This window comes from Streptosporangium sp. NPDC048886 (assembly GCF_055586905.1).
Map to the genome: position 1 here is coordinate 212,488 of NZ_JBVJHH010000006.1, position 25,653 is coordinate 238,140.

Annotated in this window: 27 protein-coding genes; 17 read left to right on the top strand and 10 right to left on the bottom strand. The window is 70.0% G+C overall.

Translation table 11 applies throughout. The features are described 5' to 3' along the window. Window positions 1-31: 31 nt before the first annotated feature. On the bottom strand, window positions 32-250 hold the full coding sequence (locus ACZ6R6_RS09665; RefSeq protein ID WP_470091735.1) for a substrate-binding domain-containing protein: 219 nt from the start codon (window positions 248-250) through the stop codon (window positions 32-34). Continuing rightward, window positions 181-441 carry a LacI family DNA-binding transcriptional regulator gene (locus ACZ6R6_RS09670; protein WP_470091892.1) on the bottom strand — a complete coding sequence of 87 codons (261 nt, stop codon included), beginning with the start codon at window positions 439-441 and terminating at the stop codon, window positions 181-183. The genes ACZ6R6_RS09665 and ACZ6R6_RS09670 overlap by 70 nt, the downstream gene beginning before the upstream one ends. 272 nt (window positions 442-713) lie before the next feature. Here ACZ6R6_RS09670 and ACZ6R6_RS09675 point away from each other — a divergent pair, with 272 nt between their 5' ends. Continuing rightward, on the top strand, window positions 714-1,133 hold the full coding sequence (locus tag ACZ6R6_RS09675) for a hypothetical protein (RefSeq protein WP_470091737.1): 420 nt from the start codon (window positions 714-716) through the stop codon (window positions 1,131-1,133). 86 nt (window positions 1,134-1,219) lie between these two features. Here ACZ6R6_RS09675 and ACZ6R6_RS09680 read toward each other — a convergent pair whose 3' ends face one another. Beyond that, on the bottom strand, window positions 1,220-1,450 hold the full coding sequence (locus tag ACZ6R6_RS09680; protein ID WP_470091739.1) for a hypothetical protein: 231 nt from the start codon (window positions 1,448-1,450) through the stop codon (window positions 1,220-1,222). Window positions 1,451-1,619: 169 nt separating this feature from the next. Here ACZ6R6_RS09680 and ACZ6R6_RS09685 point away from each other — a divergent pair, with 169 nt between their 5' ends. Together ACZ6R6_RS09685 and ACZ6R6_RS09690 are read left to right on the top strand one after the other, a co-directional pair. Further along, window positions 1,620-2,189: a TetR/AcrR family transcriptional regulator gene (locus ACZ6R6_RS09685; protein WP_306874196.1), complete on the top strand. Its 570-nt coding sequence runs from the start codon at window positions 1,620-1,622 to the stop codon at window positions 2,187-2,189. A 26-nt stretch (window positions 2,190-2,215) separates the two neighbouring features. Next, entirely contained in the window at window positions 2,216-2,803 is a 588-nt protein-coding gene (locus tag ACZ6R6_RS09690; RefSeq protein ID WP_470091741.1) for a DUF4865 family protein, read from the top strand. A gap of 28 nt (window positions 2,804-2,831) precedes the next feature. On the opposite strand, the gene ACZ6R6_RS09695 is transcribed toward ACZ6R6_RS09690, so the two are convergent. After that, the gene (locus tag ACZ6R6_RS09695; protein ID WP_470091743.1) at window positions 2,832-3,482 is read right to left on the bottom strand and encodes a LysE family translocator; all 651 of its coding nucleotides are present in this window, start codon (window positions 3,480-3,482) and stop codon (window positions 2,832-2,834) included. 475 nt (window positions 3,483-3,957) lie between these two features. Here ACZ6R6_RS09695 and ACZ6R6_RS09700 point away from each other — a divergent pair, with 475 nt between their 5' ends. Further along, window positions 3,958-4,422: an Lrp/AsnC family transcriptional regulator gene (locus tag ACZ6R6_RS09700; protein WP_306874205.1), complete on the top strand. Its 465-nt coding sequence runs from the start codon at window positions 3,958-3,960 to the stop codon at window positions 4,420-4,422. Window positions 4,423-4,488: 66 nt separating this feature from the next. On the opposite strand, the gene erm is transcribed toward ACZ6R6_RS09700, so the two are convergent. The 3 genes from erm to ACZ6R6_RS09715 all read right to left on the bottom strand — a co-directional run bounded on the left by erm (window position 4,489) and on the right by ACZ6R6_RS09715 (window position 7,969). Beyond that, on the bottom strand, window positions 4,489-5,217 hold the full coding sequence (gene erm, locus ACZ6R6_RS09705; protein WP_470091894.1) for an ErmE/ErmH/ErmO/ErmR family 23S rRNA (adenine(2058)-N(6))-methyltransferase: 729 nt from the start codon (window positions 5,215-5,217) through the stop codon (window positions 4,489-4,491). 484 nt (window positions 5,218-5,701) lie between these two features. Beyond that, window positions 5,702-6,796 (bottom strand): winged helix DNA-binding domain-containing protein, encoded by a 1,095-nt coding sequence (locus tag ACZ6R6_RS09710; protein WP_470091745.1) that lies wholly within the window; start codon window positions 6,794-6,796, stop codon window positions 5,702-5,704. Window positions 6,797-6,928: 132 nt separating this feature from the next. Next, window positions 6,929-7,969, bottom strand: a complete 1,041-nt coding sequence (locus tag ACZ6R6_RS09715) for a GNAT family N-acetyltransferase (protein ID WP_470091747.1) — start codon at window positions 7,967-7,969, stop codon at window positions 6,929-6,931. Between the two features lie 65 nt (window positions 7,970-8,034). Between ACZ6R6_RS09715 and ACZ6R6_RS09720 the strand changes: the two genes are divergently transcribed. Next, entirely contained in the window at window positions 8,035-8,403 is a 369-nt protein-coding gene (locus tag ACZ6R6_RS09720; RefSeq protein WP_470091749.1) for a BlaI/MecI/CopY family transcriptional regulator, read from the top strand. Then, a complete protein-coding gene (locus ACZ6R6_RS09725) occupies window positions 8,403-9,350 on the top strand; it encodes a M56 family metallopeptidase (protein WP_470091751.1) in 948 nt (315 codons plus the stop codon). The genes ACZ6R6_RS09720 and ACZ6R6_RS09725 overlap by 1 nt, the downstream gene beginning before the upstream one ends. 462 nt (window positions 9,351-9,812) lie before the next feature. Here the strand turns inward: ACZ6R6_RS09725 and ACZ6R6_RS09730 are convergent, their stop codons facing one another. The 3 genes from ACZ6R6_RS09730 to ACZ6R6_RS09740 form a co-directional block, all read right to left on the bottom strand. Beyond that, on the bottom strand, window positions 9,813-10,583 hold the full coding sequence (locus tag ACZ6R6_RS09730; RefSeq protein WP_470091753.1) for an IucA/IucC family C-terminal-domain containing protein: 771 nt from the start codon (window positions 10,581-10,583) through the stop codon (window positions 9,813-9,815). A gap of 277 nt (window positions 10,584-10,860) precedes the next feature. Further along, complete coding sequence (locus ACZ6R6_RS09735) at window positions 10,861-11,520, bottom strand: DUF305 domain-containing protein (protein ID WP_470091755.1); 660 nt, start codon at window positions 11,518-11,520, stop codon at window positions 10,861-10,863. A 385-nt stretch (window positions 11,521-11,905) separates the two neighbouring features. Further along, on the bottom strand, window positions 11,906-12,529 hold the full coding sequence (locus ACZ6R6_RS09740; RefSeq protein WP_470091757.1) for a TetR/AcrR family transcriptional regulator: 624 nt from the start codon (window positions 12,527-12,529) through the stop codon (window positions 11,906-11,908). 161 nt (window positions 12,530-12,690) lie between these two features. Here ACZ6R6_RS09740 and ACZ6R6_RS09745 point away from each other — a divergent pair, with 161 nt between their 5' ends. From ACZ6R6_RS09745 to ACZ6R6_RS09795, 11 genes are all read left to right on the top strand, one after another. Beyond that, complete coding sequence (locus tag ACZ6R6_RS09745; RefSeq protein ID WP_470091759.1) at window positions 12,691-14,139, top strand: MFS transporter; 1,449 nt, start codon at window positions 12,691-12,693, stop codon at window positions 14,137-14,139. A 702-nt stretch (window positions 14,140-14,841) separates the two neighbouring features. Beyond that, window positions 14,842-15,627 (top strand): DUF6202 family protein, encoded by a 786-nt coding sequence (locus ACZ6R6_RS09750; protein ID WP_470091761.1) that lies wholly within the window; start codon window positions 14,842-14,844, stop codon window positions 15,625-15,627. 146 nt (window positions 15,628-15,773) lie between these two features. Next, window positions 15,774-16,751, top strand: coding sequence for a DUF6421 family protein (locus ACZ6R6_RS09755; RefSeq protein WP_470091763.1), 978 nt, complete (start codon window positions 15,774-15,776; stop codon window positions 16,749-16,751). Between the two features lie 2 nt (window positions 16,752-16,753). Beyond that, window positions 16,754-17,587 (top strand): PhzF family phenazine biosynthesis protein, encoded by an 834-nt coding sequence (locus tag ACZ6R6_RS09760; protein ID WP_470091896.1) that lies wholly within the window; start codon window positions 16,754-16,756, stop codon window positions 17,585-17,587. A gap of 1 nt (window position 17,588) precedes the next feature. Continuing rightward, the gene (locus ACZ6R6_RS09765; protein WP_470091765.1) at window positions 17,589-18,590 is read left to right on the top strand and encodes a proline racemase family protein; all 1,002 of its coding nucleotides are present in this window, start codon (window positions 17,589-17,591) and stop codon (window positions 18,588-18,590) included. Window positions 18,591-18,622: 32 nt separating this feature from the next. Further along, complete coding sequence (locus ACZ6R6_RS09770; RefSeq protein ID WP_470091767.1) at window positions 18,623-19,492, top strand: aspartyl/asparaginyl beta-hydroxylase domain-containing protein; 870 nt, start codon at window positions 18,623-18,625, stop codon at window positions 19,490-19,492. A 2-nt stretch (window positions 19,493-19,494) separates the two neighbouring features. After that, window positions 19,495-19,752, top strand: coding sequence for a phosphopantetheine-binding protein (locus tag ACZ6R6_RS09775; protein ID WP_470091769.1), 258 nt, complete (start codon window positions 19,495-19,497; stop codon window positions 19,750-19,752). Next, entirely contained in the window at window positions 19,749-21,575 is a 1,827-nt protein-coding gene (locus tag ACZ6R6_RS09780) for a hypothetical protein (protein WP_470091771.1), read from the top strand. The genes ACZ6R6_RS09775 and ACZ6R6_RS09780 overlap by 4 nt, the downstream gene beginning before the upstream one ends. After that, complete coding sequence (locus ACZ6R6_RS09785; RefSeq protein WP_470091772.1) at window positions 21,576-23,102, top strand: amino acid adenylation domain-containing protein; 1,527 nt, start codon at window positions 21,576-21,578, stop codon at window positions 23,100-23,102. Next, window positions 23,095-24,420 carry a hypothetical protein gene (locus ACZ6R6_RS09790; protein ID WP_470091774.1) on the top strand — a complete coding sequence of 442 codons (1,326 nt, stop codon included), beginning with the start codon at window positions 23,095-23,097 and terminating at the stop codon, window positions 24,418-24,420. The genes ACZ6R6_RS09785 and ACZ6R6_RS09790 overlap by 8 nt, the downstream gene beginning before the upstream one ends. Continuing rightward, window positions 24,411-25,610, top strand: a complete 1,200-nt coding sequence (locus ACZ6R6_RS09795) for an MFS transporter (RefSeq protein ID WP_470091776.1) — start codon at window positions 24,411-24,413, stop codon at window positions 25,608-25,610. The genes ACZ6R6_RS09790 and ACZ6R6_RS09795 overlap by 10 nt, the downstream gene beginning before the upstream one ends. The last annotated feature ends 43 nt before the right edge of the window (window positions 25,611-25,653 follow it).

Genomic DNA, 25,653 nt, shown 5'->3' on the forward strand with positions numbered 1-25,653 from the left:
CGGCGGCCGGGGGCGGATCAGCCGGAACGGATCAGCCGGGCAGGCGGGCGGCCGTGCTCTCCCGCGCGACGAGTTCGGGCTCGATCATCTGGTGCGGCGCGCCCGTCCCGCCGTCGATCCGGTCGAGCAGGAGCCGGAAGGACAGCCGCCCGACCTCCGTGAAGTTCTGCCTGACCGTGCTCAGCGGCGGCCAGAGATAGGCGGCCTCGGGGACGTCGTCGAAGCCGACCACGCTGACGTCCTGGGGCACCCGAGCGTCGAGGCGGGACCATACAGGGTGGTGTCGAAGCTGACCACGCCGAGCACCCCGGAGCGGCCGGTCACCAGCGAGCGGGCGGCGGAGTTGGGCCGGTAGCTCAGCTCGCGCACCGCGTCGAGAACGCGGGCCCGGGTGTCCTGGCGCACCTTCTCGGGCGTGTTGAGAACGCGGGAGACGGTCATCGCCGCCTCGGGGCCGCCCCCGTACGCCGACATCGGCGGCGTACGGCTGGAGACCCCGTCCTGAGGCCCCTCTCGCTGAGCCCCCTCCCTCCGAGGCCCCTCCGCTGAGACCCCTCCCCCGCTGAGACCCCCGCACCACAGCCACCCCTTCCCCCGGACCAGGGAGGCCATGGAAGGCCCCGCCACGTTCAAGAAACGATCAATAAGCGGATGACCTGCGAGAAACCAGGGAAAGAGCATGCTTTCTGCCCCGTCGACCACTGCGAGGACTCATGCGGATCCTGACCCGTCCCCATCAGTTCCCGGTCCGGCTCGCCGCCGGCGCCTTCATCCTGAACTCGGGGCTGACCCTGGCGGACTCCTACAAGGAGAGCGCGGCCCACATCCACGGGATGGCGGCGACGGCCTACCCCTTCCTGAAGGACATGGACCCCGAGCAGTTCACCCGATGGCTCGCCAAGGGACAGATCGCCGTCGGCACGGCGCTGCTGGTCCCGCTGGTGCCGTCGCTGCTGGCGGGCGCCGCGCTCACCGCCTTCGCCGGCGGTCTGGTCGGCCTCTACCTGCGGACGCCGGGCCTGCGGCAGGAGGGCAGCCTGCGGCCCACCCAGGAAGGGCTCAGCGTCGCCAAGGACGTCTGGCTCCTGGGGATCGGCGCCGGCCTGGTCGTCGAGGAGCTCACCCGCGACTGAGCCGGCCGGGCGCATCCGGCCCATCCTCACGGCCCACCCCCTCACGGCCCTGCCCTTCGCGTACGAGGGCTCCGCCGGCCGCGGGCTCACCTCGCCAGCAGCGCGTACAGCCCGAGGCCGACCCCCGCGACGACGATCAGGAAGCACACTCCGGCGAGGAGAAGGGCGAGCGGCCGCCGGCCGCCGGCCCCGCCTCTTCCGAGGCCGGCCGACAGCTCCGCGAGACCGAGCGCGTAGATCGCGACCAGGCCCACGCCACCGCCGACCCCGGTCGCCATGACCTTCCAGACCGCGGCCAGTTCGACGTACCCGTTCATGACATCGGCCCTCCACCAGCACTCCCAAGGGTCTCCCTGATCGCCTCCGGCGCCGGGTAACCCCTGCGCGCCGTAAAGTTTCCGGCGCTCCCGGCCTCTCCGGCGGCGCGGGGAGCCGGTCGTCGCCGAGGCATTTGAGACTGTACCTACTAGTATGTACAGTCATGGCATGAGCACCCCGGAACGTCTGATCGAGAGCACCCGAGAACTGCTCTGGGAACGGGGCTACGTCGGCACCAGCCCCAAGGCGATCCAGCAGCGGGCGGGTGCCGGCCAAGGCAGCATGTACCACCACTTCTCCGGCAAGCCCGACCTCGCGCTGGCGGCCGTACGGCGCACCGCCGAGGAGATGCGCGCCACGGCCGAGGCGCAGCTGTCCGGCCCGGGGACCGCGGTCGAGCGGATCTCGGCCTATCTGCGGCGGGAGCGGGACGTGCTGCGCGGCTGCCCGATCGGGCGACTGACGCAGGACCCCGAGGTCGTCGCCAGCCCGAGCCTGCGGCAGCCGCTGGAGGAGACTTTCGCGTGGCTGCGCGGCCGGCTGGCGGGGATCCTCGCCGAGGACCGGCCCCGGGACGGACTCGCCGCCGGCCTCGATCCGGACGACACCGCGGCCACGATCGTCGCCGTGCTGCAGGGCGGCTACGTCCTGGCCAGGGCCGCCGGCTCGGCCGAGCCGTTCGACCGGGCCGTCAACGGCGTGCTCGGCCTGCTCACCGCCCGCACCACGGCCGCCTGACGGCCCCGCAGGAGAGGCCCTCCCTCATGTACGCCATGCAGTACGAGATCACGCTGCCCGCCGACTACGACATGGACGTCATCCGCCGCCGGGTGGCGACGAGAGGCTCGGCCCTCGACGCCTTCCCCGGGCTCGGGCTCAAGGCGTTCGTCATCCGCGAACGCGGCAGCGGCGGCTCGCCGGTCAACCAGTACGCCCCGTTCTACCTGTGGGCCGGGACCGGCGGGATGAACCGCTTCCTGTGGGGCGGCGCCGGATTCGGGGGGATCGTCGACGACTTCGGCCGCCCCGAAGTCCGGCACTGGACGGGCGTCGCCCTGGAGCGGGGCCCCGCGCACGGGGCCGTCCCCCGCGCGGCCACCCGCCGCACCGAGCCGATCCCGGCCGGCGCCGACCCGGCCCCGGCGGTGGAGCGGGCGCTGGATGAGCTCCGGCGGCAGGCCCGCGCCGAGGGCGTGCACACCGGCGCCCTGGGGGTCGACCCCCGGAGCTGGGAGCTGGTCCACTTCACCCTCTGGGAGCACGCCGCCCCGGAGACGGCCGACACCCGCTACGAGGTGCTCCACCTGTCGGCCCCGCACCTCGCCGACATCGGAACGGGCCGGCAGTGGTAGGCCGGCCCGGCCCGGGTGCGGCCGCGCGTCAGCCCGACTCGGCCGCCAGGCGGACGCCGAAGCCGATGAACACCACTCCGGTCAGCTGCTCCATGCGACGGCGGACGCTCGGCCGGGTGAGGCCGCGCCGCATGAGGCTCGCGGCGAGGACCACGAACGCGAACCACACCATGCCCAGCAGGTTGTGCAGGGTGACCAGGAGCAGGGTGGCGGGCAGCACGGGGACGTCCGCGGGGATGAACTGCGGCAGCAGGGTCATGTAGATGACCCCCACCTTGGGGTTGAGCAGGTTGGTCACGAAGCCGGTCCGCATGAGCGCCAGGGCCCGGGCGGGAGCACCGGGGAGCCCGTCCGCGAGGCCGACCGGGCCGGCGGATCCGTCCGGGCCGGCGGGACGGCGGGCGTTCCAGAGCGCGCGCGCCCCGAGCCAGACCAGGTAGGCGACGCCGGCGATCCGCACGGCGGTGTAGGCGACGTCGGAGGCGGCCAGCAGCGCGGTCAGGCCGAGCGCGGTGGCCACCCCCCAGGTGTAGCAGCCGAGGGTGACCCCCAGCCCGGCGAAGAACGCGGCTCTACGGCCCGAGGAGACCGTGGTGCGGAGCACGATCACGGTGTCCGGCCCGGGAGAGACGGTGAGGATCAACGCGACGAGCATGAAGGCGAGAGCGGAGGCGATCACCCCAGAAGTGTAGATTCCCGGCGACAGGCGGTATCCGCCGCCTATGCCGCCGTGCAGCATGCCGTCGTGCAGCCATGTCGTGATGACCGCGCGGGAGCGGTCGGTGGCGAGGCGCAGCGCGGACCCGGCCGGCGCGGCGCCCCTGCGTCACCGACCGGGAGACCAGATAGATCATGTTGGGCCCGGGGTCCGGGCCGCGCCGTGGAGAGCGTCGCGCGGACCTCAGACGCGCAGCGGCAGCCGTCCGGTCAGCGCGGTGACCCGGTTGCGGGGGCCGAAAAGGCCACCGCGACGTAGTCGGCGGGTGTCACCGCCGGCCCCGGCCCCTCGCGGATCACCAGGACCAGCCTGGCCGTCAGCTCCATCTCCGTGCACCTTCAAACGGACGGCTCCGCAAGGGACAGATTAGCCAGATAGCCGTCAAATCTCGCTATCAGGCGCACGTTTGACTGGACAGAGTGCCATTATCCCGGCCATGGACGAACTTGATACGGAGATCATCCGACTTCTGCAGACAGATGCGCGGCAGTCGAACCGGGAACTGGCCCGCAAGCTCGGGGTCGCCCCCTCCACCTGCCTGGAACGGGTCCGCACGCTCACCCGGCGCGGCGTGATCCGGGGCTACCACGCCGACATCGACCACGCCGCGCTCAACCGCGGCGTGCAGGCCATGGTCTCGGTCCAGGTGCGCCCGCTGAGCCGGGCCGTCATCGAGACCTTCAAGGACTCGGTCGGCGCCCTGCCCGAGGTGCTGAGCGTCTTCGTCCTGGCCGGCGGCGACGACTTCCTGCTGCATGTCGCCGTGCAGGACCTGGACCACCTGCACGCCTTCCTGCTGGACCAACTCAGCCAGCGCCGTGAGATCTCCGGCTTCCGCACCTCGGTGATCTTCCAGCGGGTCCACAACACCGTGCTCACCCGCCTGCCCGATCCGGCGTGAGCCGTGCCCGGGGCCGGCCCTCGCGGACCGGCCACGGACACCGCCGCACCGTCGGTGCGGCTACCGTCACCCCACGGGGTGGAGGTGGCCGAACAGGGTCAGCCACTGCTCGGGGTGGACGGACGCCACCACCGTGTCGGGCCGCACCTGCGCGGCCTCGAACGCGGCGTCCACCCGGCGGGCCGGGTGGCGCAGCCTCAGCGAGGCGTGCAGCGAGCCGCCCACCCCGGTGAAGCCGTACTCGACGAACGCCCGGTAGGCGGCCGACGCCTCCCCGGGCAGCAGGGCCTCGGGCCGCCGTTCGACGCCCAGGATCGCCGAGTCGACCTGCGGCACCGGGCGGAAGCTCTCCCGGTCGATGCGTCCCAGCAGCCGCCAGGAGTACTCCGGCCAGGTCAGCACGGTCAGCAGGCTCCACCGGCCGAAGTCTCCGGTGCGCTTGCGCGCGTACTCCAGCTGGGTGACGAGCGTCGCCGAGGTCAGCGCGGGCGCGGCCAGGCACCAGGACACGATCTTGGAAGTGATCGCGTAGGGGATGTTCCCGACGACCGCGAACGGCTCCCGGGGGGCGCGGGCCCTCAGGAAGTCTCCCCTGACCACCTTGACCGCGTCCTCGCCGCGGGTGCTTCCGGCGAGCCTGCCCGCCAGCCGCGGGTCGATCTCATAGGCGACGATCTCCTTACAGGTCGCGGTCAGCGCGCGGGTGAGGACGCCCTCTCCCGCACCCGGCTCCAGGACCAGCCCGTGCGGCCCGGCGGCCTGGACCACCCGGTGCACGGCGTGCGGATCGATCAGGAAGTTCTGCGAGAGGACACGCCTGGCCCGGTCACGGTCGGTACGGCCACCGACGTTCCTGACCTGCTTCTGGGTGTGTGAATGGTCTCCGTGCGCGAAGGATTTCGCCACAGCTGTTGCCCTTTCGGGTCCGAGGTGAACAGGTCTCGGAGGCCCTGGGCGCACGCATCGGGGACACGCGGAGAAAAGAGAAAGGGGAAGGAGCGCGTCCTAGCGGGCCAGAGCCTGGCCGCAGCGGGGACGCGTCACGAGGCCACCCATGAAGGGGGCGGAGCACATGCACATGGCACAGACGCTACGGATCGTCTCGCCATCTGCGCAACTTGTTTTCGCGGCCCGGCCACCGGCCGGGCCGCGTTCCCGCGCTGGGGCCGCCGCCCGACGGGACCGCCGCCCGCCCGCCTCACGCCGGGCACGCGGGCGGCTTCCCGGCGGCGCGCCCGGCGGCGAGGACCTTGACCACGGCCCCGGCGGCCCGGCGCCGTCAGCCGAACCGGACGTCCCGGACCGCCGCGGACCCGGCGACGAAGTCCAGCATGCGCATCCCCTCCCGCTCCAGCGCCGCCCGCTCCGCCGCCGTCACCGGCTGGAACAGCTCCACCTCCAGCACCGCCTCGCCCCGCTTGCGGGCCACCTTCCACCTGCCCCGCACGAACCCGTCCACCAGCACCGTCGCCCTGATGATGCCGTTGACCGTGAAGACCTTCCCGCGATGCTCATCGGCCATGATCCTGGTCCGGGTCCGCTCGCTGAACGACAGCAGCATGTTGTCGAACTCCGACAGGTAGCGCACCGGCGCGGGGGTGTCGGGACCGGGCCTGGACGCCTCGGGCAGGTCCACCAGCTCCGCGCCCTCCTCGGTCACGAAGGTCCGCAGCCCCATGCCCTTGACGACCTCGGCCAGCCGGGTCATGCCCGACCACTGCTGGATGTCCATCACCGCCGCGGGGCCGTAGGCGGCCAGATAGCGGCGGATCATCTCCTCAAGGGAGGCCCGCCCGTCCAGGGGGCGGCCCAGCCACGCCTCCGCGCTGGTGTGGGCGGGCTGCCCGCCCACGCCCCAGATGCCCCGGGGCGGGACCTGCACCAGCGCCACCGTGTTGCGCACGGCGTTGGCAAGGTCGGCCGGCGCGCGCTCCGGCCACCGCTCCCGCATCCGCTCCCCGAGTTCGCCGAAGGTGAGCGGCCCCTCCTCCACCAGGGCCCGGCCGGCGGCGGCGAGCTCGTCCAGGTCGAGCCCGGTCAGCCCCTTGCCGCGCGAGCCCAGCAGCGCCCGCACCAGCATCGGCTGCAGCAGCGGGCGCAGGGCCAGGCAGTCGTCCGCGGCGACCAGGTGGATGGTGGAGCGCATCAGGGCCAGCCGCACCACCTTGCACTCGTGCAGCAGCCGCGACAGATCCTCGTGACCGAAGGCCGCCAGGCGGCTCCACAGCCCGATGTAGGGCGGGTCCGGCGCCTGGGCCTGCATGCCGTACAGGTGCCGGACCGCGTCGAAGGCCGGCAGCTCCGCCCGGCTCAGCAGCAGCTGGCGGTCCAGGGTGGCTCGGTTGAGCGCGCGCCTGCTGAGCACCTCGGGCATGCGTCTCCTCTTCTCGTGATCTTCCTCAGGACTCACCTTAACAGAATGGAACAGTCCGTTCCACTCAATCCCGGCGGTGCGGCGCATGCGCGACATCCGCGAACCGCTCGCCGGACGCGTCGCCCCACCCGGTCAGGCGGTCGGAGGCACCCACACGTAGGGCGTCGTCGTCGCGACCGCCGTCAGGCCCAGCCTGGCCAGGATCGGCCGGCTGTCCTCGGAGGCGTCCACCTGCACCAGGCGGAACCCTCGCGCCACCGCCAGCCCCGCCCGGTGGGCCACCATCGCCCGGTAGACGCCCCGGCCCCGCCACTCCTTCAGCGTCGAGCCGCCCCACAGCGAGACGAAGTCCGTGCCCTCGTGGAAGCGCATCCACGCCGCGCAGACCACCTGCTCCCCCGCCTCGGCCAGCACCACCGCGCACCGGTCACCGGGCCCGGCCATGTCCCGTTCCAGGAGGTCGGGCAGCCAGCCCCGGTCGGCCTCCCAGACCGCCTCCTCCATCTCCCGGATCCGCTCCAGGTCGGCCCGGCCGACCGCCTCCCGCAGCCGCACCCCCTCGGGTGGCACGGGGGCCACCGCCAGCCCGGCCGCCTCGCCCACCATGACGGTCTCGCGCTCCTCCGGCTCGAACCCCGCCGCGGCCAGCCGGACGGGCAGGTCCGCCGGCAGGTCGTAGCCGTGGTACTTCCACTCCACCGGCCGGCCGATCTCGGTGAAGAAGTCGCGCTGGGCCACGATGAACGCGTCCAGCTCCGTGCCCTCCAGCCCGCCCAGGTCCCGGTAGGTCAGGGAGCCCTGCCCATGCCCGTCGGAGACGGTCCGCAGCACCGGCCCGACCCTCTCGACCGTACGGCCGGGCACCGGCCTGCCCCGCAGCTGTCCGTCATAGGCGTGGAGATAGGCCTGAGCCCGCGATGAGATGTCCATTGCGACCACCCAATCACAGCGCCGGCCGCCGGGGGCCCGCGGCCGCCGGTCCAGGGCCCGTATCGAAGTCGGTCGGAGCCGTTCGTCGATCGCGGCGATGAGGATCGTGGCTCCGTGGCGCACGGCGGGCCTGTCGTACCGCGCGGCCGCAGCGCGAGGGCGTTCGAGCCGGTCGATGTCGCACCCGACGGCGTGGCGCTGCGGGTAGATCCGCGGGGCGAAGGCGGATGGCAGGAACGACACATGGCCAGGCGTCTACGACGGCCGGTAGCATCAAACAATCCGCAGGTAGATGGGAGTCTCACACGATGCGCGCCCTGGGAGACCTGGAGTCGGTGATCATGGATCGTCTGTGGTCGTATCACCGGCCCGCATCGGTGAGGGACGTGCTCGAGGACCTGCGCCGCGAGCGGGAGATCGCCTACACCACTGTCATGACGGTGATGGACAAGCTGCACACCAAGGGCCTGCTCCGCCGCAAGCCGGTCGGCCGCGCCTACATCTACGAGACGGTCGGCACGAAAGAGGCCTACACCGCCGAGCTGATGCGCAACACGCTGGCCTCCGGCGGCAACCAGGCGGCCACGCTCGTCCACTTCCTGGAGCGGTTGACTCCCCAGGAGGCCGAGGCGCTCGATGCCGCGCTCAAGGTGTATCCGCTCCGAGGCCACACGTGATGGCCGCGGCCGTCCTGGCGCTGTACGCCATGGTCGCCGTGGTCGTGCTTCCCCGGCTGCTGAGCCGGGGCGAATGGGCCGGACGTGCTCCCCGTCTGGCGATCTCCGTGTGGCTGGCCGCCTGCACCTCCGCGGTCGTCTCCGCGGCCCTCTCGGCACTCGCCGCCGCGATCCCTGCCGATGTGATCGGACACGGGCTGGCCGATTTCTTCGAAGCGTGCGCGAGCATGCTCATCGATGATGCGGGCCCCACCTCCTCCGGCGCCCGTGCCGCCCTGTTCGGCGCCGCTCTGGTCACGACCAGAATCACCTACTGCGGCGTGGCCATTCTGGTCAGAGCTCGGTGGGAGCGGCGGCAGCATGCCGACATGTTGAACATCCTCGGTCGTCACGACGGCGAATTGGGGGCGGTCGTGCTGGATCACGACGAGGCCGCCGCCTACTGCCTACCCGGCCGGAAGGGCAGGGCGGTCATCACCACCGCGGCCCTCCGATCCCTGGCCCCCGAAGAGGTGGCCGCGGTCCTCGCGCACGAGCGGGCCCATCTGCGGGGGCGGCATCACCTGGTGCTGGCCGCCGCCGAAGCCTTCCCTCGGGCCTTCCCCCGCCTGCCGCTGTTCGTCCGGGCGAGAAGCGAGGTCGTGCGGTTGATCGAGCTCCTCGCCGACGACATCGCGGCCCGCCGCCATTCCCGCATCCACATCGCCGCCGCCCTGGTACGGCTGGCCACCGGTCGAGCTCCGGCCTTCACGTTGGGCGCCGGCGGCGCGACGGCCCTCACCCGGGTCAAGCGTATGCTCAGCCCGGCCGCTCCTCTCGGGCGCCGGGAACGTATCGCGGGGCTCGCCGCCGTGGCTCTCCTCCTCGCCGGCCCTGTGATCGTGGCCGCGGTTCCCGGCCTGCGCTCGTTCCTGGCCCATCACTGCCACAACATCTCGATCTTCTAGCCCGCCGAACCAACTACGACTATAAGTAGTAGATGGGGACAGGCTGCCGGCATGACCTTCATCGATCGGAGCGAAACGAGTTGACCGGGGTCGGCACTGACGGCCAGGCGCAAGCCGGCAAGGACGGCGGCGAGACCTGGCGGGTGTCCAGCCGCTTGCCTGGCCATGCCTCCGCCTTCACCGCCGTCAGCCGGCAGCGTCTCCTCGCGACGGTGGAGGATGAACAGTCATGGAGTCGCCAGACGGAGGGCGCATGTTCTCCATCGTCTACCGGCCCGTTCTGAGCTGAGTTTCGACGACTCACCCGTCGACGTGGAGCCCCGCCAAAACGTTGACTCCCCTGAGCGACGTCGCGGGGGCGGTCGAGAACAAGGTGTGGCAGACTCCCCGGAACCCAGGTCGACTTTCCGGACCCGGACCAGGTGGACCTGCGGGTAAGGCGCTATGAACCGCGTGAGCGGATCAGTGCGGGACAGCGCCGCCTGTAAGGATCCGACGGTAGTTGGCCACGCGGTCCTCCACGCTGTCGAGACAGCAGCTGGCGCATTTCTCGCCGTGGTCCGCGGTGTAGAACAGGCAGCACGTCCGGCGCAGATAGAACAGTCCTTCCCGGTCGCCCTCGGCAAGCCGGACCATTTCGCCGAGCCTGCCCAGCTCCGGTGGGCAGGCGGCGAGGAATTCCTTATACGCGCGCTGCAGCGCGTCGACGTCGGCGCCCGGGATCCTGCTCGCGGCCCCGAAGGCCGCGGCACATCCCTGGGCGATACCGCCGTTGAGCTGGCGCCTGCCTGCCCGGCTGCGCACGCGCAGCGCGTCGGCGAGAGGAAACAGGTGATCGTCGAGCACTTGGTTCACGAGCAGCCCCAGCCGTTCGCCGGCGGTCATGCCCGAGACGTCGGCCAGCTGCGGCCTGCGTAGCGCGACGGCCTCGAACCCGTGATGATCACTGAGCCGGAGCGCCACGTTCTCCGGCCGGACATCCAGCACCACGCCGTACAACGCCCAAGCCAGCAGCGTGGGAGCGGTCACGGTGCCGGCGTAGACCGCCATGACCGTGAGAGCCACCGCGTGTGCAGAAACCTGGCCGCTGCCCATACGCTCAGCCTCGAGAACCCGGGTCAACTCCGTCGATGCGGGGTCCAGCAATCTGTCCGCGGGGATCCAGTCCTCCTCCGGATCCAGGCCGGCCTCCAGCCGATAGCGCTCGCCGTAGCTCGCGAGGGTCTCCAGCATGGTGACGAGGTCAGCGGAGGGATGGGGCACGATTGGTAGCTCCTGGAGTAACGGACGGCGGTAGCCGCGAACAATTCTGCGCTATCGCGCTACCTGGACTGATTCAGGGGGCCGCAGAGCGCCTCGGGCTGATCGCCCTGATGCCGCCCCGAAGGTCCGCCACTCGCCGAGTACGAGCCTTCTCCCGGCGAACGCGGCCTGACGGCGCCCTGGAAGTGCTGGGAGCCGGGGCGTCCAGGCGCGAGCCGCGCCTGGACGTCACCGGCCGTTACTCGGTCTAGAGCCGGTCGAGCAGCTTCCGCATCTCCTTGATCTCCGCCTGCTGAGTGGTCTCAATGGCCCTGGCAAGTTCCTTGGCCTGAGGGCTGGCCCCCTGTTCCTGCTCCATCTTCGCCATCTCGATCGCGCCCCTGTGGTGGTCGATCATCATCTGCAGGAACATGTGGTCGAACTCCGTGCCCTTGGCCGCCTCGAGCTTCTTCATGTCCTCATCGGTCATCATCCCGGGCATGCCATGGCCCCCCATCCCGCCGGAGGGCATCGGGGACATGCCATGCCCCTCTCCCCCAGAGGGCATCGCAGTCCTGCCCCACTCTGACAGCCAGCCTGTCATGGTGGCGATTTCCCGCTTCTGGTCAGCACCGATCTTGGCCGCCAGATCCTTGACCTCCGGGCTCTTGGCACGTGTCTCGGCCAGCTCGGCCATTTCCACGGCCTGCTTGTGATGCTCGATCATCATCTGCGTGAACATGCGATCCACGTTGTCGACCGACGCGCCTGGCTGCCGGCTCGGGGAGGTAGCTGGAGCGCTGGGCCTGTCGATGAGGCCGGCGGTGACGCCGTCGCCGCCCCCACAGGCGGTGAGCAGTGCGAGCGCACCGGCTCCCGTCGCGGCGGTCAGCGCGGACCTGCGGGTGACGGATCGGTTGGCGAACATGGATGTTGCTCCTTTCGGATCCTCGAATCCCGTCACGCCTTGCAGGGGCAAACCCCGGAAACATCCCACGTGTGCGCTCGGCCTCCATATACGGAGAACCGAAAGCCATGCCAGGCGTAGCGCGTATGTGCCCGGAGGCGACCTGGCTATACGGGTGACCTGCAGGTTTTGGCAAGCACAGCTGAAGATTGACGCTTTGACTGGACAGTGGCACGACAAGTAGCAGGACCGCGACCGCAGTCGGCATCACCAACCAGAACGCCCTGGCACGATCCGACCCTGCGCTTGCTCGCCTCAACGCCTCCTGACGCTCTGCTCAGACACGGCATCTACTCCCTGGAGACTCCGCTCCACAGCTGGAGCATGGAGACGCGCCGTCGGTGCGCTATGCCCCGATAGCGGACAGGAGAGTCATCTCCAGCACGTCGGCGGCGGCCTCCGGCCGCAGACGGCCCGAGTCGACCTCCAGGGCGGCCGTATGCAGGAGACCGTAGAAGACGGAGACGAGCCAGCCCTCGGGCAGGTCATCGCGGATCACCCCTTCCCGCCGTCCCCGGGTGATGATGTTCCGGACGCGGACCAGCGGCTCGTCGTGATGTTCGCGCGTGCGCTCCGGGCCCAGCACCCGCAGGGCGGCCGCCTGCAGCCGGCCGTACCGGCTGAGAACCTGCCAGGAGGAGCGGATCAGGCCGCCCAGCGCCTCCCGCGCCGGTATCTCCTCCGATGAGGCCCGCCCGCCGAGTACGGCGTTGGCCTCGCGGACGGCGCGCGCCATGACCGCGTCCATGAGCTCCTCCCGAGAGGAGAAATGGCTGTAGAGGGTGACCCTGCCGACGCCGGCCACGCGCGCGATGTCGACCATGCTCACCTCAGGGTTCTCACTGAAGGCCACCGTCGCGGCGTCGACGATGGCCGCGATGCTCCGTTCGGCGTCGGCCCGACGTCGCCCCCGGGAGGGTGAGCTGTGCGTCGGTTCTCCAGCGCCTGCGTCCTTGTGCGTGGTGGCCATGACGGAAGAGTAGGCGATACCTCCCCCGCTCCCGTCTGCCCCTGGTTCACACCCCCGGGGTTCGACATGCCGTACCCCGGTATGGTTAGACTAATCCGAACATTAGTGTTCGGATTATTGTTGCTCACTGTCGAGCTCGCGAATCATCAGGAGATCACGTCATGAGTCATGGCCATCCCACGCACACCGCGCCGCCCGAAGCTCGAACCTCGCCCGATTCCCGGGGATGGAGCGCGCTCGTCCTGCTCTGCCTGGCACAGTTCATGTTGATCGTCGACATCACCGTCGTCCAGGTCGCCCTGCCCACCATCGGTGGCGACCTCGCCCTCGACCGCGAGGCGCTCACCTGGGTGGTGACGACGTACACGCTGTGCTTCGGCGGTCTGATGGTGCTCGGCGGGCGACTCGCCGACGCGTTCGGGGCACGACGCACGCTGCTGGTGGGGCTCGCCCTGTTCACTCTCGCCTCGCTGGCCTGCGGCCTGGCCCCGAACGGCCCCGTGCTCATCGCAGGCCGCGCCGCGCAGGGAATCGGCGCCGCCCTGCTGTCGCCGTCGGCTCTGGCGATCGTCACAACCGTCTTCCACGGTCCTCAGCGCAACCGCGCCCTGGGCGTATGGGCGGCGATCGGCGGGACGGGAGCCGCGGTGGGCGTGCTGCTCGGCGGCATCCTCACCGCCGGCCCGGGCTGGGAGTGGGTGTTCTTCGTCAACGTGCCGATCGGGCTGCTGGTCCTCCTCGCCCTTCCCGCGGTCGTGCGTGCCGACGGACGGCGTCCGGTGCGGCAGCGGGTGGACGTGCCCGGTGCGCTCGCCGTCACCGCCGCCACCGCTCTGCTGATCTACGGTCTCGTCAACGCCGGCGACGCCGGGTGGGGCGCGGCCGGGACCCTCCTCCCCCTGATCGCGGCGGTGATCTTCTACGTGGTGTTCGTGGTGGTCGAGCGCACCGTCGAGGCGCCCTTGATGCGAGCCGGGACGCTCACCCGCCGCCCGGTGGTCTCGGGCACGTTCGTGATGCTGATCGCCACCGGGCTGATGCTCGCGCTGTTCTTCCTCAGCTCGCTCTACCTCCAGCACGTGCTGGGGTTCAGCGCACTGCAGACCGGCCTGACGTTCCTGCCGGTCGCGATCGCCATCACCATCGGCGCGCACCTGGGCGGCCACCTCATCGGGAAGGTCGGCGGCCGGCCCGTCGCCGTGGCCGCGTTCCTGCTCACCGCCGTCGGCGCGGCCCTGATGACCCGGATCTCCCCCGGGAACAACGCCTACGCCGCCCTCCTGCCGGGCTTCGTCATCGCCGCTTTCGGCATCGGCCCGGCGTTCGTCACCGCCACCGCCACGACCATGGCCAACGTCCCTCCGGCCGAGGCCGGCGTGGCCTCCGGCGTCGTCAACACCTTCCACGAACTCGGCGGATCGATCGGCGTCGCCGTCGTCTCCACAGTGGCCGCCGCGAGTCTCGCACCCGGCGCCGCCGGCGTCGGCGGCTTCACCTCCGCGCTCACCGTGTGCGCGGTCACCGCGGCGGCCGCGGCGGTGGTCGCACTCGGCCTGGTGCCGCCCGGCAAGCCGTCCGGAGCTTCCGTCGGGCATGGGCACGGGCACTGAAGGCCGACTCTCATCGAGGCCGGACAGCACCGAGAAGGCGTTCCCACCAGCAGTCGTCGAGTCCGACCTCCTTGAGGATGTCGCCGGTCCGCGGGGCGCGCACCGTCTTGCCGCCACCCGCATCCATGCCCGGCCGACGGCGCCTACGCCCCCGGCCACCTGCGCGGGTCACCCAGCACGTCCCCTTCGGGCCGCGGAGGGAAGTCCACGCGCGCGACCGGAGTCAGGAGCGTTCTCAGCGGAGCTGATGTACGCGCGATCGAACTCGTCGAAGAGCATCGGAGAGAACCCGGAAAGTTCGATTCGGACCCTGCTGACCCGCGTCAATGCAATAAATGTTGTTTTGGGCGAGTCGAATTGCGCCCGAGCCTTCGATTACCGCGGACGACTCCTCACGGGACAGCGTGAGCACTGAGGGACCAGCCCGCTGGTCAAGGTCGGCCAGCGGGGCGGGATGCGGGATTTGGACAATGGCGGCGTTTTCCGGCAGGAGAGCCGGGAGTCGCACTGTGTATCCGTTGTTTTCCCTAATCATCACATAAGGAACCAGCGGACCGGCAGCCCAAAATCTTGCTCCGTTGCGAATTTCGGTCCGACCGAAAAGTTTCTGAAGTCTCAAGTGACTCATAATGGTCAATCTCATACAAGGTGATCTATGATGTGTGACATATTAATTCCCCAACCGGGCCGAGGAGGGGTGTCATGTCAAGCAGTGCAGGACTTGACGAACGTGTAGCCGAAGTGGTGAAAGCGGCTCAGCTGGTCAGGCCGGAAAACCGGTTCTTCGCCGAGGCGAAGGCCGTCGACCAGGTCGCGGCGGCGGGCGCGCTGGCCGTGGCGCGGCAGTGGGAGGTGATGACCAAGACCTTCATGTTCACCACGATTTCGGGGCTGGGTGCGGCGGCGCGGCACTTCACGTCACAGAAAGCTCCGGATCGGGAGGTGCTGGCGGCGTTCCAAACGGCCTACCGGGTCATCGGAGACGACTTGGACAACCTGGCCGAGGATTTCAGCGCGGTGGCGCCACGGGGTGCAGCCGGAATCCACTATCTGTGGTGGGCCGACTCGATCGTGAAGCCGCTGGCCGGGGTGGTCGGCGAGGAGCCCGCAGGGGATCTTCCGAAAGGCGTCGCCAAGCTCCTGGGGGCGATGGAGGCGATGGCCGACCACCGATTGGGCGCGGCGGTGCAGCTGCGGGTCGTGGAGGCCATCGCGCTGGACATCGCGGTCGCGTTCCGGCGCATGTACGGCAAGGTGCTGGTCGACGGGCAGAGACCGTTCGCGGCGCCCGACGCGTTGACATGGATCGACGCGCACATCAGAGCCGAGACGGGCCATGCCAAGTCGGTCAGCGACGAGGAGACCGGCATGACGGCCATGGTCGAGAGCGGAGCGGAGGCCGAAGAGTTCGTGCTGCTCGCCACGGACTACGCGGCCCACTGGGCAGACGCGCTCGACGACTTCGCCGATCAGATCTCCCCTGGCTGACCCGGGAAGGGCGTGCGAAGCCAGTGAACGACGTCATTGACGCAGTCAACGCACTACGGGGCCTGGTCCAACGTGACAGAGTCCGGGACGAGGCATTCCTCAAGCACCTGTCCAATGAGCTGATCACCTCACCCACGCTCCGGCGCGTGCAAATCGTCCAGGCGTTCGCTGACGACGCCATGACCTTCGGCCGGGACCCCCGACTGCTCCAGACGAAGGCGCACATCAACAACCAGACCGACAACTTCATCTTCTCGCTGTTCGACGCGTCCTACTTCCCGACGCTGTCCCTCGACTTCCTGACGTACCGGCCGCTCCCGACCGACGACCGTCTGGTCGCCGGGTACCCCAGCCCGACGATGCCCGTGACGATCGAACAGATGTCGAAGGGCTTCGAGGCTCGGCCGGTTGTGGCGCTTTTCCCGGAGAACCACATCGACGGCCGCCAGGAGAGCGGCGACCTGATCTTCTACTTCATCGACAAGTTCGTCGAACGGCATCTGCGTCTGACCCGGCTCCTCGTGACCAACGTCATGGCGGAGGGGTCGTTCCCGCTGGTCGGAGCCGCGGGGCCGGGCGACATCGAACAGGCCTCGGCGTGGTGGGTGCGGTTGCACGAATACCACCACCGGCAGGGGGACATGCCGATTCCCGACTTCCTCCCGGTGAAGAAGTCCAAGCCGCTGGCGGGCCTCGAGGAACTGCGGGTGGACGTGTCGGCGATGCTCGCCTGCCTCAACGACTCCGCCCTGCCCGAGCGCGGCGCGAGGCTCACCTATGAGTACGTGCTGTCCGAGCGGCTGCTCCGCTACGCGGTGGAGGGAATACCCAGGCCCAACTACGACGCGGTCGCCTCTCAGCTGCTTTTCAACTACCTCGTCGCCGCGGACGGGATCCGGCTGCACAACGGCCTGATTCACCTCCGCCCGGATCTGCCTGCCGTACTGGCCGAGTTTCTCGGCGAGATCCAGGCGATCGAGCGGCACATCCACAGCGAGCCCGCGGAACAGGTCAGGGAACGGCTGCTGCGATTCACCAACAAGTACACGGACTACGACGAGGAGGCGAGGGACTACCGTCACATCCCCTTCTTCGCCGAGGCCAAGCGGAAGCTGGGCGTGTGAGCATGATCAGTATCCCGATCTTCCAGGTCGACGCGTTCACCGAACGGATCTTCTGGGGGAATCCGGCGGCGGTCTGCCCGCTCGAAGAATGGCTGCCCGAGGCCGTCATGCAGGCCATCGCCCTGGAGAACAACCTCCCGGAGACGGCCTTCATCGTCAGGAACGGGGACGCCTACGATCTGCGCTGGTTCACCCCGGCCGCCGAGGTCGACCTGTGCGGGCACGCCACACTGGGCGCGGCGTACGTCGTGCTGACACATCTCAGGCCGGACCGGGACGAGGTGACGTTCCACTCGGCCAGCGGACCGCTCGTGGTCGCCAGGCACGGGGACAGGTTCGGCCTGACATTCCCCGCTCTCGGCCTCTCCCCGGTCGAACCGCCGGAGAGCCTCCTGCGAGGACTGGGGTCGCCGGCACCGTCAGCGGTCTACAGGTCCATGGACTATGTCGCGGTCTACGACACCGAGGACCAGGTCCGGTCGGTCGCGCCGGACCAGGTCGCTCTCTCCGCGCTCGACCTGCGTGGCGTGGTCATCACCGCGCCGGGAGCCGGGGCCGACTTCTGCTCGCGCTTCTTCGGGCCGAAGCTGTCGATCCCCGAAGACCCGATCACCGGGTCGGCACACTGCGCGCTCGTTCCGTACTGGGCGCGACGGCTGGGGAAGTCCCGGATGCGTGCCCAGCAGTTCTCGCCACGACTGGGCCGCACCCACACGATCAGCCTTGACTGCGGCCTGGACGGAGACCGGGTCGCCCTGTCCGGCGCGGCCAGACAGTACATGGCCGGAACGATTCACCTGTCCGAAGACGACCTCGACCAGAACCGAGAGGGATAACGTGCGCACCAAGCGAATCTTCCACGCGGTCGACTCCCACACCGAAGGCATGCCCACCCGGGTGATCACCGGCGGCATCGGGGTGATCCCCGGAGCGACGATGGCGGAACGCCGCATCTACTTCCGCGAGAACCTCGACCACATCAGAACCCTGCTCGTGACCGAGCCGCGGGGGCACGCGTCGATGAGCGGGGCCATCCTCCAGCCGCCGACCCGGTCCGACGCGGACTGGGGCGTGCTGTTCATCGAGGTGTCCGGTTACCTGCCGATGTGCGGGCACGGCACGATCGGGGTCGCGACCGTTCTGGTGGAGACGGGCATGGTCACCGTGACCGAGCCCGTCACCACCGTGCGCCTGGAGACCCCGGCGGGTCTGGTCGTCGTCGATGTGGCGGTCTCCGACGGGGTCGCGCAGAGCGTCACCCTCCGGAACGTCCCGGCGTTCTGCGAGCGGCTGGACGCCGAGCTCGAGGTTCCCGGGTTCGGCTCCGTCCGCTACGACCTCGCGTACGGCGGTAACTTCTACGCGATCGTGCAGCTCGACGACTACGGGCTGCCGTTCGACAGGAAGGCCAAGCACGAGATCACCGCCGCGGGCCTGGCCACCATGCAGGCGATCAACGCCACGGCCGAGCCGGTCCACCCCGAGGACTCGCGGATCCGAGGCGTCCGGCATGTGTACTTCGCCGCGCCGGGATCCGACGCGTCGTACTCGCGCCACGCCATGTCCATCTACCCCGGCTGGTTCGACCGGTCGCCGTGCGGCACCGGCACCAGCGCGAGGATGGCGCAGCTGCACGCCCGCGGCGAGCTGGAGATCGGCGCCGACTTCGTCAACGAGTCCTTCATCGGGTCGCAGTTCATCGGCCGCCTCGCCGAGGAGACGACCGTCGCCGATCGCAGGGCCGTCGTGCCGACCGTCACCGGACGGGCCTGGATCACCGGCACCGCGCAGTACTTCCTGTCCCCCGACGACCCCTTCCCCGCGGGCTTCGAGCTCTGACCACCCCTCCGTCAGGAAGGACACGCCTCCCCATGGCCTCCACGATTCTTGGCCGGATACCGTTCGACGACGAGCGCATCGCCAAGGACATCACCAGGCTCGCGTCCCTGCCGATCCCGCAGGAGCCGTACCGGGTCTTCACCACGGGCACCTGGCTGAACATCAACCTGTGGAACGCCTCCGGCGACCACGCCGACGGCTTCTGGTACGGCCACGAGCAGCGCCCCGGACGCCCCACCCCGCTCCTCGACGAGGTTCCCTACCTTCACGAGGTCCTGACCACCTGGTTCGCCCCGGACCGGCTGACGATGGTGCGCGGGCGCAACGTCGTCGAGTTCTCCATCATCCCGCACCGGGACTTCATCGAGGCCGGCGAGGTGGAGCAGTTCTTCCGGGTGATCATTCTTCTGGAGGACAACGAGCACTCGGTCAACTCCGACGAGGACATGGTCTTCCACATGCGCAAGGGCGAGGTGTGGTTCCTGGACGCGGCCCAGGTCCACGCGGCCATGAACATGTCCTCACGCAGCCGCTGGTCGCTCTGCCTCGACTTCGCCGCCGGTCCGGGTTTCCAGCCGGCGGACATCTTCGCCCGGCCCGAATTCTACGACCCCAGCCTCCGGCCCACCCTGGTGGAGCGCAAGCCGGCCGCTCCGGACCTGCCCGAACGGCTGCGCGCCCTGAGCACCGTCGTGTCCCGGCACAACATCAAGGACATCGCCTTCCTGCTGGGCCGGATCCACCTCACGGAGGAGGTGCCGATCGGGGCCTCGTGGGACTGGCTCATCGACATCACCCGGCAGTCCGGCGACGCGGAGCTGATCGACATCGCCGAACGCGCCAAGGAGTTCTTCGTCCTCTCCCGTGAAGTCAACGAGGACTTCACCTTCCTACCAAGGTGAGCATGACCGGCAAGGACCAGCTGTCGTATCCGGAGCTGTGCGGGCACATCGCCACGGTCTGGCGGGAGATCCTCCACCTCGACCGGATCGAGCCCGACCAGGACTTCTTCGACCTCGGCGGCCACTCACTGGGGGCGATGCGGGCCGCCGCGCGGCTCATGGACGACCTCGGCTGCGATCTGTCCCTCCGCGCGATCTTCGAGCACCGCACGGTCGAGGCCCTCGCATCGGCGATCATGAACATCGGAGCGACGAAATGACGGGGCTCCAGGGCGTCTTCCGTGCCGTGGCGGGCGCCGCCGACTTCGAACGCGCGGTGGCCGAGTTCCAGGAGGCCTGGTCGGAGGACCGCCGCGAGGCGGCCGTTCCGGTGTGGGTCGGCGAACGCGCCGACCTCAGGGCGGCGCTCGACCTCGCGGCGGGGCTCTACCTCGCGATACGGCAGCCCCCCAGGTACGCGGCGGGAGTCGTCCTGGGGGACGTTCCAGAGGTGGTCCGCTCGTTCGCCCGCCCGCTGGCCCGGCAGTGGACGGACGGCAGGCCGTCCGCGGGCGACGGTTCGCTGGTGGTCCTCGGCCGCTACGAGGATCTGCGGATGGAGGTCCTCGGGCCGGTCCTGGTGGACGCCTACCGCCGTGACCGGGACGTCTTCCTGTTGACGGGCCGCGACCTGCACTCGCTCACGTGGATGATCGCCAAGCAGTACGGGGAGGTGGCCGCCGGGGGCGGGACCGGGCTGTTCACCGACCTGGACACGGAGCCGGTGTCCACCTCGGCGACCTACTACGACTCGCGGACCGTGGACGGTGTGGATCTCACCCGCGTCGCGACGGAGCGCGTCTGGAAACGCGTCATGGTCAGCGGTCACGGCACCGAGGACAGCATCAACCTGGGCGCGCACACGGTATGCGGCCGGAGCCCGGTCGCCGGTCCCGAGCGGCCCGGTCCCACCTGCGCCTACCGACGCGGCTGTTACAAACCCGAGGACAAGCTGCTCCCCGCACATCGGGTCCGCACCGCGGAGCTCGTGCTCAGCGGCTGCGACAGCGGCGCCCTGGCGGATCTCGCCTCCTACAGCCCGCGCTACCAGCTGCTCCTGAACGCCGTCGACGGTCCTGCCCAGACGGTGGTGGCCGCACTGTCCATGCACCAGTCGGCCCGGGTGGAGAACCTCATCTGGCTGGACTCCGCGGACCTGGGCGGCAGTACGGCTCGGCTGCTGAACGCGAGTCTCACGACCATGCACCCATATCCCACGTTCATCCAGGTAGGGCTACCGAGTTCGGCCTACGGGGACCCGGCGCCACCGGCTCCGGTAGTCAAGGAGGAACCCGCGGGACTCGTCAGGGACCTCAGCTCCCGGGCCCGCGGCTTCCTCATGACCGGCATGCTGCCCGCCGCCCATCCCCTGCGGGAAGGGTTCGAGAGGGTGGCGGAGAAGGCCGAGACAACGGCCGTCCGGCCGGTCATGGGCCTGGCCGCGGAAAGGTCCGCGTTCCTGCGCTCGCTCCGGGACGACACCCGGTCGCTTGACGAGGCGATGGCCGTACGCATGGCGGAACGTCCCGACGACGGGCTCACCGAGTTCCCCCGCTTCTTCGGCGACCGGAGCTCGGTCTCCCTGTCGGGCGCGACGACCACGCCGTGCGTCCTGTGCGGGCGGACGGCGTGGCAGTACCGGCGTCGCGGGTTCAGCGCGTGTGTCCCCGACACCACCGCGCACGTCTGCCTGAGCTGCGGCCCGGTCGGATACACGATGGACGGCGGGGTACGGCTCGACGCGGACGCCGCCCCGGCCGTCTCCGCCGGGGCGACGTTGCGCATCGAGGCCACGGTCGAGCCGGCGCGGCCGGGGCCGGTGCAGGTGGGCGTGATCGTCCCCTGGAGCCTCCGTGCCCAGATATCCCCGGCGCTGCACGGTGTACGGCTCGGCCGACGGGAGCGCCGGAGCGTCCTGTTCGACATACGTCTCGACCCGTCGGCGCCGCCGCAGGAGCACCACTTCACGGTCTTCGGCGTTCAGGATCTCGCGATCTCCCTGTTGCGTTGCCCCTTCGCAGTCCTGCCACCCGAGGAGGCATAGGTGGACAGTACCCTCCACGCGGCGGTGGCCCGCCGGGCACGGGAGCGGCCGGACCATCCGGCGCTGGTCGAGCGGGGAGTGACCGTCAGCTACCGCACCCTCGACCGGGCGGCTGACTTCTTCGCGTCGCTCCTCGCCGACCTGGGCGTCGGCCCCGGGAGCACGGTCCCCGTCGTCCTTCCCCGGTCCACGCGTCTGGTCGTTGTCCAGCTCGCACTGCTGAAGTGCGGGGCGGCCTACTCCGTGCTCGATCCGGGATGGCCCGCCGAGCGGCTGGAGTCGCTCGTCGGGCGCCTGCCGTCGCCTCTGGCCGTTGCGGACTCGCAGGCACACGGGTTCCCCGTCTGGACCCCGCCCCAGGAGTCAGCGCGGGAATCCGCGGACCGTGCGGCAGCCCCGCCGCAGCGGGACGCCGACGGCGCCACACCCGCGATGGTCATCTTCACCTCGGGGACCACCGGGGTGCCCAAAGCGGTGGTTCTGCCGCACCGGGCGGCGCTGCGCCTGTTCCGCGGAGACAGCCCGGCCTCTTTCGGCCCCGGCCACGTCATGCCGCAGGTGTCGAACGCGGCATGGGACATGTACGCCCTGGAGGTCTGGGGAACTCTGGTCGCGGGAGGAACCTGTCTCTTCCCGGACGACCGGATCTTCCTCCCGGAGACCCTGCGCGCCGCCGTCACTGAGCACGGCGCGAACACGGTGCACATGCCGACCGCTCTGTTCAACCTGTTCGTCGATGTGGACCACAGCTGCTTCGGCGGCCTGCGGACGGTCCTCGTCAGCGGTGAGGCGATGTCCGGCGCGCACGCCGCCAGGTTCATCCGGGCCCATCCGGGGACTGCGCTGGTGAACTGCTACGGCCCCGTCGAATGTTGCATGTTCGTCTCCTCCCACCAGGTCTCCGCGCGGGACTGCGACGTCTCCGACGGCGTCCCGCTGGGTACGGCGGCGCCGGGCACACGGATCTTCGTGATGGCCGGCGACGAGGTGTGCCCCTCCGGGAAAGAGGGCGAGATCTGCGTGGCCGGCGACGGCCTGGCCGTGGGTTACCTGGGGCAGGACGGACTGACCGCGGAGCGGTTCCGCACCGTGTCGATCGGAGGTGTGCCGACGCGGGTGTACCGCACCGGCGACCAGGGACGCGTGGACGGCGACGGCAACCTGCGCTACCTCGGCCGCAGGGACCGCCAGGTGAAGCTCCGCGGCTTCCGGGTCGAGCCCGCCGAGGTGGAGCACGCCGCCCGCTCGGTGCCGGGCGTTCTCGACTGCGCCGCGGTACCGATCCGCGAAGCGGACGGCAGCTACCAGTCCATGGCGCTGGCCTACACGTCCGGCTCGAAGGGCGTGACCGACTCCGCCGACCCGCTCGGAGTGCGCTCGGCCCTGGCCGAGGTGCTCCCCGAGTATCTGGTGCCGACGCATGCGGTGGCCGTCGACGCGCTGCCCCTGACGCCGAACGGAAAGTTGGACCGGGCCGCTCTGGAGGCCTGGGGAAGCACGCATTTCAGGAGGAACAACCATGACTGAGCGCCATCCCCGCCTGCTGATCGTGGGACTGGATCGGTATACCCTCGACGCCTGTGTCCGCCTGGGCGTGGCCGCCGTCGTCGTCTGCGGCGCGGCCAGCTGGGACGACGGGCTCATAACCATCCCCTCCGAGCTCTCCGTGCTCAGGGTCGACGATCAGAGCGACGTCGAAGCCGTGCTGATGGCGCTGCGCCGGGCCGGGCTGGGCGCCGACGACTTCGACGCCCTACACACCTCCGACGAGTACTCCATGGTCTCGGCGAGCATCCTGGCCCGCCATCTCGGTCTGCCGTGCCTCGATCCGGAGGTGGCGGTGCGCTTCCGCGACAAGAGCCTGCAGAAGGCCGCGGTGCGCGACGCCGGTCTGCCCGCAGCACGGTGTGTGGTCGTGGAGGACGTCCTCTCCGTCTCCGGCCTCGAGGAGTTGCCCTTCGAGCCTGCCGTGCTCAAGCCGGTAGCCGGTGCCGCGACTGCCCTCACCTCGATGGTCGGGAACGTCGACGACCTCCGGGCCCAGAGTGAGGAGTACGGGCGGAAGAAGATCAGCCAGCGCACCTTCGTACTGGAGGAGTACGTCGCCGGCGACGAGTGGTTCGTGGACGGGATCGTCCACGGCGGGGAACTGCTGTTCTGCGCCGTGGGCACCTACGGGGATCCGTGCCTGACCGCCATCCAGAGCGGGAAGCCGCTCTGGCTGCGCCACTTCGACCCGGTCGAGGAGAGCTGGGTATACGGAAAGGCACAGGGCTTCGTGGAATCCGCGCTCGGAGCACTCGGGCTTCAAGACGGGGCATTCCACATGGAGCTCTTCCACGACCGATCGTCCGGAGCGCTGACGTTCGGCGAATGCGGCGCCCGTCGCGGGGGCGCGCTGATCCACGAGCAGATCCAGGCGAAGTTCGGGGTGAACATCGCCGAGTGCGCTGTCCAGATCGCCCTCGGACGCCGTCCCGGGATCGAGGCCAAAGTCAGGCCGGAGGTCTTCGGAGGCACCTACCTGCCCGGACGTCCGGGGACGTTGCTCGACTGCCCCACGCCGGCCGACCTCCTCGCTCTGCCGTACGTCGAGTTCGCCCGGATCGAGCACCCGGTCGGCACGCACTTCGCCGCCGGTCCGGCCAACACCAGTCAAAGGGTCGGGCAGTTCATGGTCGTGGCGGACTCGATCGAGCAGCTCACCCAACGCTTCGAGGACGTCAGAGGTTGGTTCGACGAGCGCCTCTGGGTGCTTCCCGAGGAGCTGCCGACCAGAGGCAGGCGGGACTTCCAGCGGGAATGGCGGCCGGCCGCCGACTTCAGGGACACTCTGTGGCGGTGACGGCCGTCCTGCTCCCGGCCGACAGGGGCCAGCGGGTGGTCGCGATGACGTCCTTCGTGCACAGCTTCGGCTCGGGACTGTTCATCGCGGCCGGCGCGCTCTTCTTCACCCGGGTTGTCGGCCTTCCCGCGCCACAGGTGGCCGGCGGACTGTTCGCGGCGGCGATGACAGGGCTGGTCGCGGGTGTGTATGTCGGACACCTGGCGGACCGGTGGGGGCCGAAGCGCGTCCAGATCGGGGTAGCGGTCTGTGGAACGGTGGTGAACACCGGTCTGCTGCTGGTCGACACGTTCTGGACCTACCTCCTGGTCTCCATGCTGTCCGGTGCCGTGATCGCGGGGAGCTGGTCGACGCTGGCCCCGCTCGTGCGCGGTTTCGGCGGGCCGACACCGGCCGTCTTCCGCGGCTATCTGCGGTCTGTGGGCAATCTCGCGATAGCGCTCGGCGCGGTGGCGGCGGGCTTCGCCATCCAGCTGGACACCAGGGCGGCCTTCCTGACCGTCATGATCTGCCGATCGCTGACCTACCTGATCTCCGGGCTGATCCTCCTGTGGCTTCCGCCCCTCACCCCCGAAGGCTCCGGCAGCGCCGACCGCGGCTGGGCGGCTCTGCGCGACCGCACCTATCTGACCGCGACCGCGATCAACGCGGTGATGTCCCTGCACTTCGCAGTCCCCACGTTCCTGCTCCCGCTGTGGATCGTGGATCACACCGCCGCTCCCCGATGGACGATCTCCGCGGTACTCGTCCTCAACACGATCCTGGTGGTCGTCCTCCAGGTCCGCATCAGCCGGAACGTCGCCGACGTGCCGTCCGCAGGACGCGCGATGCGCTGGGCAGGCGTGGCCCTCTGGGTGGGCATGCTCCTGATGGCGCTGGCCGAGGGAACCCCGCCCTGGTTCGGTGTTCTCCTCCTTGCGGCAGGAGTGATCGCCTACACATTGGGAGAGATCTGGCACAGCGCCGCCTCAGCTGAGTACTCCTTCGGCCTTGCGCCGATTCACGCGCAGGGCCAGTACGCGGGAGTCTTCGGCCTGGGTCACGGGCTGGCCGAAGGGGTGTCACCAGCGGTCATGAGCGCCCTCCCCCTGGCACTGGGCCTTCCCGGCTGGCTCCTGCTCGCCACACTGCTCCTCGCCACGGGCCTGGCCTGCCGCCCCCTCATGGCCCATGTCTCCCGCCCTGCCTGAGCTTGCTCCGTTTTGGCGGACACCTTTGGTGTGTCGGCAGCCG